The sequence below is a fragment of the Pseudoalteromonas sp. SWYJZ98 genome, assembly GCF_015864495.1.
In the GTDB taxonomy this organism is placed as follows: Bacteria; Pseudomonadota; Gammaproteobacteria; order Enterobacterales; family Alteromonadaceae; genus Pseudoalteromonas; species Pseudoalteromonas distincta.
The window spans coordinates 1-3983 of record NZ_JADYXA010000075.1 but is presented as its reverse complement, the minus strand read 5'-3'; the positions used below and the strand labels follow the sequence as shown (position 1 = coordinate 3983).

The window sequence follows — 3983 nt, the reverse complement described above, 5'->3', positions numbered from 1 at the left end:
CACTCAGTTTTCAATTGAGACTCTAATTTGTTTGCCTCGCTACCTAAGTAGGTTGGCTGTTAGAACTCAATCTGTACGAGTGCCCACACAGATGATTGCTTTATATTGTTAAAGAACGTTTGAGTCGCCTTAGCGCCTCAAGGGATGCGAATAATACACCCTTTATTTTTCGAGTCAACACTTTGTTTTAAACTTTCTTTCGACAATTTAAAACCGAAGTTTTATTTAACTCTCTGAGTAGTTCGTGCCTCGCTATGCGTTGGCGTTTCCCGTCTCAGTGGGGTCGCATTATAGGGAGATTCGAGCGGGGGTCAATGTTTTATTTCAGCTTTTTGACAATTAAATGAATTTAGTATGAAAGCTATACAAATAAAGGGCTACAGGATACTTTTAGTTTAAAAAACACGCACAACATATGTATCTATTGATGATGTATAGTAAGGTTTAAACTAAGCTGTATGTTAAACAAACAACACACAGCTTTATTTTAAATTAAAGGTTTATTTAGATGCTATTTCCCATACGGCAATGGAGCCTGATATTTCATTTCCAACGATTAAGAGTGGGTTTCCTGTCGCACTCTGCTCTGCTGGAACGAATTCCATTCCTTCAGGCGCTAAATCGCCTGTAATATTAGCGTCTTTAATTAAGCCTCTATTATAGAAGTAGTCTTCAAACTGCACATTATATGGATTGGTAATATCATAAACCATAATCCCACCCATACGCTCGAGCCCTATAAAAGCAAATGTACGATCGTCAATTTTACCAATAGTCAGCGCTTCTGGCTCTGCACCTTTATCATCTGAACGTGAGTCACCTTTGTTTTCATCTTCATTGTTGTTAAACGCTTCACCATGAACCGATGCAGTAATACGACCTATATCATCGCCTGAATCAAACACCACCAGCCCATTGCTGTCCCAAATGGTAAACGAACGTGCACCATAAGCATAAAGCGATTCGTATTGGCCATCGTTATTAGTATCGCCTTTTATTGTTGTTACTTTTAAGCGACCAATATCATCATCGTCATTATTTAAGTAATCAAAATTAGCTGCAAGCGTTAAATCTTCAACGCGGCTCTCATCTATATAAGCTAAGCAGCCGTCGTCTTTATCGTAATCAAGTCCGCCCTTTGCTATACAGTCTGCTTCATCCGCTGTATCAAAAAAGTATTCTCTTGCGTCACCTTCGTTGGCAGTAACTATAAAGTTAGCGCCTTTCCAACTAAAGCTTGAGATAGTATCGGGCTGGTACATACCATAAAGCCCTGGGTATGATTTAAAATTCACGCCGCCGTCTTTATCTGAGGCATCAAGTTGTAAGCTTGACCAATCTTTAAAGCCTAAGCCTTTTAGCTCAAGGCTGTTGTCTTGTAGGTTAACTATTGCAAGTGCATTGTTTTCTTGAATAGATACATAAGCATATTTGTTATCTTTAGAAATGCTAACGTACTCGGGCTCTAAATCCATAGCTACTGTGGTATTTATCAGATTACCGTTTATAGTACGACCATTTGGGTTTGCAAAAACTACCCCTTGTGCTTCTAGTTCGGTTTGTTTGTTGTTATAGGCTTTAAAATCAATATTTATTGCTGTATCGGCTATTACATTATTTGTTATATCGATAATACTAATAGAACCTTCAGGATCTACGCTGTAGTCGCCACTTGGTTCACCTTCGTTAGCAACCACTGCCTTTGCGCCATCATGGGTGAACGTCACCATGTCTGGTAAAAATCCGACCGTTATATTTTTAATAAATACAGGTGAGTCGCCGCTTATATCGTAAAAAGCAATTTGACCTGCATCACCCGTGCTTTTAGCAGCCATTGCGACCGCTAGTAAATTATTATTTTCATCAATAGCAATGCTGTTTGCATCGCCTTGGGTATGCTCGTTTAAAGACAACGTAATAACGGACGTTAAATTTGTGGCGCTGATAACCCCTTCGTTATCTTTAACGAGTGCTGCAGTATCAAAGGTGTCGGCGGGTAAAATATTAATAACTGCGTCATCGCCTGAACTGTTAATAGCGTAAATCCATTTTTTAGATGCTTGGTAAGCAACTATTTCAGCGGCACCTTCTGGACTTTGTGCATTTAATACTCCTCTTCCTACGAGGCTAATATTTAATACTGAATTAGCATTTACACCATTTATCCCATTAGTTCCAGTTGTGCCTTGTTCTCCCTGTAATCCTTGAAAGCCGTTTTGGCCATCGTCACCATCAAGTGAGCAACCAGTAAGAACAGATATAAGTGACAGCGCAATAATTGATTTTTTAAACATGTGATTTTCCTTAGTATTGTATTTTCTAAATATCAACACACAGGCATGACAAGATTATGGCAATTTTAATACAGCCCCTTAGCCTAAGTAATTAGCTTATACGCTAGCGGAGTTATTAAAATTAAAGCGGCCGTATAGCCAAGTATTTTTACAGTCGGGGAATAATCTCGTTTAATTGCAACCCCTAGCAAAGGTCTAAGTACATCAATACGTGTAATACCCCATGTAATAACACCGCAAAAAGACCAAGTCCCTGTAATAATGATGAATGGTTCAGCAACAGGCCCTAAACTTAAAGGCTGTAGTAAAAAACACAAAATAATCAAAATGCTTTGATGCAATAAATAAAAGGGAAACACCCATACATTGAGCTGTTTTAAATAGTAAGTATTAAAATTTAAAAATCGGTGAGCGAGCGCAAGTACAAAAAATACACCTACAACACGTTGAATATTGTAGCTAGCGCTTAAAATAAAATGAGGAAGAGTAAACACCTTCTGATAACTCAATATTATAAGTACAAACAAAACCGCAAAACTCAAAGCTAGTAATACTAATTTTTTATTTAAGCAGTTCCAAAAGTAAGTGTTTTTAGCAAATATGTATCCTCCGAGTAGCAGTATTAAGCCGTTAGTCTCTCTAATTGAATCGCCAGTTAAGTAATAGCTTGTAAATAGTATGGCAATAGTGAGCAAGGTAATTAAAAACCCAAATGACACACCCCCCTTAACAAATGTTTTTAAAGGCGCAATAAAGGGCAAGCGTGCAAAAAGAGTTAAAACAATAATGATCAGCATAAATTGCCACACTCCAGACTGATAATTAATAAAAAGCGTATTGTTAGTCTCTATAAAAGCTAAATAAAATTGCCAATAGCTAATATCAATAACATCGTGCTGCGACATTTCTGCAAACAGCTGTAAAGGCACTATTAACCATAACCCCACCAGCAAGGGTAATAGTAAAAAAATAGAGCGGTATAAGGTGAAATGTAACCAAGACTTAAAGCTGCGTACTTTATCAATCATAAAACGCAGTGCTACGCCCGATATAAACCAAATGAGCAACATGCGCCAAGGTGAAAACACCAACATTAAATATTCAACATACTGTGATGTATAATTACTTTTAAAATGAAATCCCCAGTTTTCACTATACAACATGCCAATGTGATAAAAAATTAGCGACGCAAATGCGATTATCCTAAGCCAATCAAGGTAATATTTACGCGAATTAACTAATGAAGGTTGTTGTACTTGAGTGCTCATGCTTTTACTACTTTATGTATGTTATGCGTTATTCATACCTAAAGCTCTCGCTAAAACTATCTATAAGTGCTTATATTACAAGCAATAGTGATAAAAGGTGGTATACAGGGATAAGCGTGCCACGTCAGCAATAAGCATATATTTATGAACCTACAGCACTTTCAACGTTTTCAAAGCATTTACGCATCAGTATTACTGTGTGCTTACGTATTAATTAATAATACAGTAAACGCTACAACCCAAATAATCGAAGCCCAAAGAGAAGGAGCTTTAACTTTTTTAATGTGGGAGCCATTTGTTTGGAGGGCGTTCAGAATTCTGTGTCAGCCTAAATTGCTAAATATCTAGCACACCATCTAATCTACCTTCGAAGTGGATGGCCAATTGCGACAATGTCAGATTCCAGTTATGGATTGGCATT

General features: G+C 37.5%; 2 protein-coding genes and 1 pseudogene. 1 reads left to right on the top strand and 2 read right to left on the bottom strand.

What is annotated here, in order from left to right; genetic code table 11:
* Window positions 1-500: 500 nt before the first annotated feature.
* Window positions 501-2294 (bottom strand): choice-of-anchor I family protein, encoded by a 1794-nt coding sequence (locus I6F10_RS19680; RefSeq protein ID WP_165743953.1) that lies wholly within the window; start codon window positions 2292-2294, stop codon window positions 501-503.
* A gap of 83 nt (window positions 2295-2377) precedes the next feature.
* Window positions 2378-3562: a hypothetical protein gene (locus I6F10_RS19675; protein WP_165743952.1), complete on the bottom strand. Its 1185-nt coding sequence runs from the start codon at window positions 3560-3562 to the stop codon at window positions 2378-2380.
* Between the two features lie 144 nt (window positions 3563-3706).
* Here I6F10_RS19675 and I6F10_RS20500 point away from each other — a divergent pair.
* A pseudogene (locus tag I6F10_RS20500) lies at window positions 3707-3865 on the top strand (LytTR family transcriptional regulator); the annotation flags it as partial.
* Window positions 3866-3983: the final 118 nt, after the last annotated feature.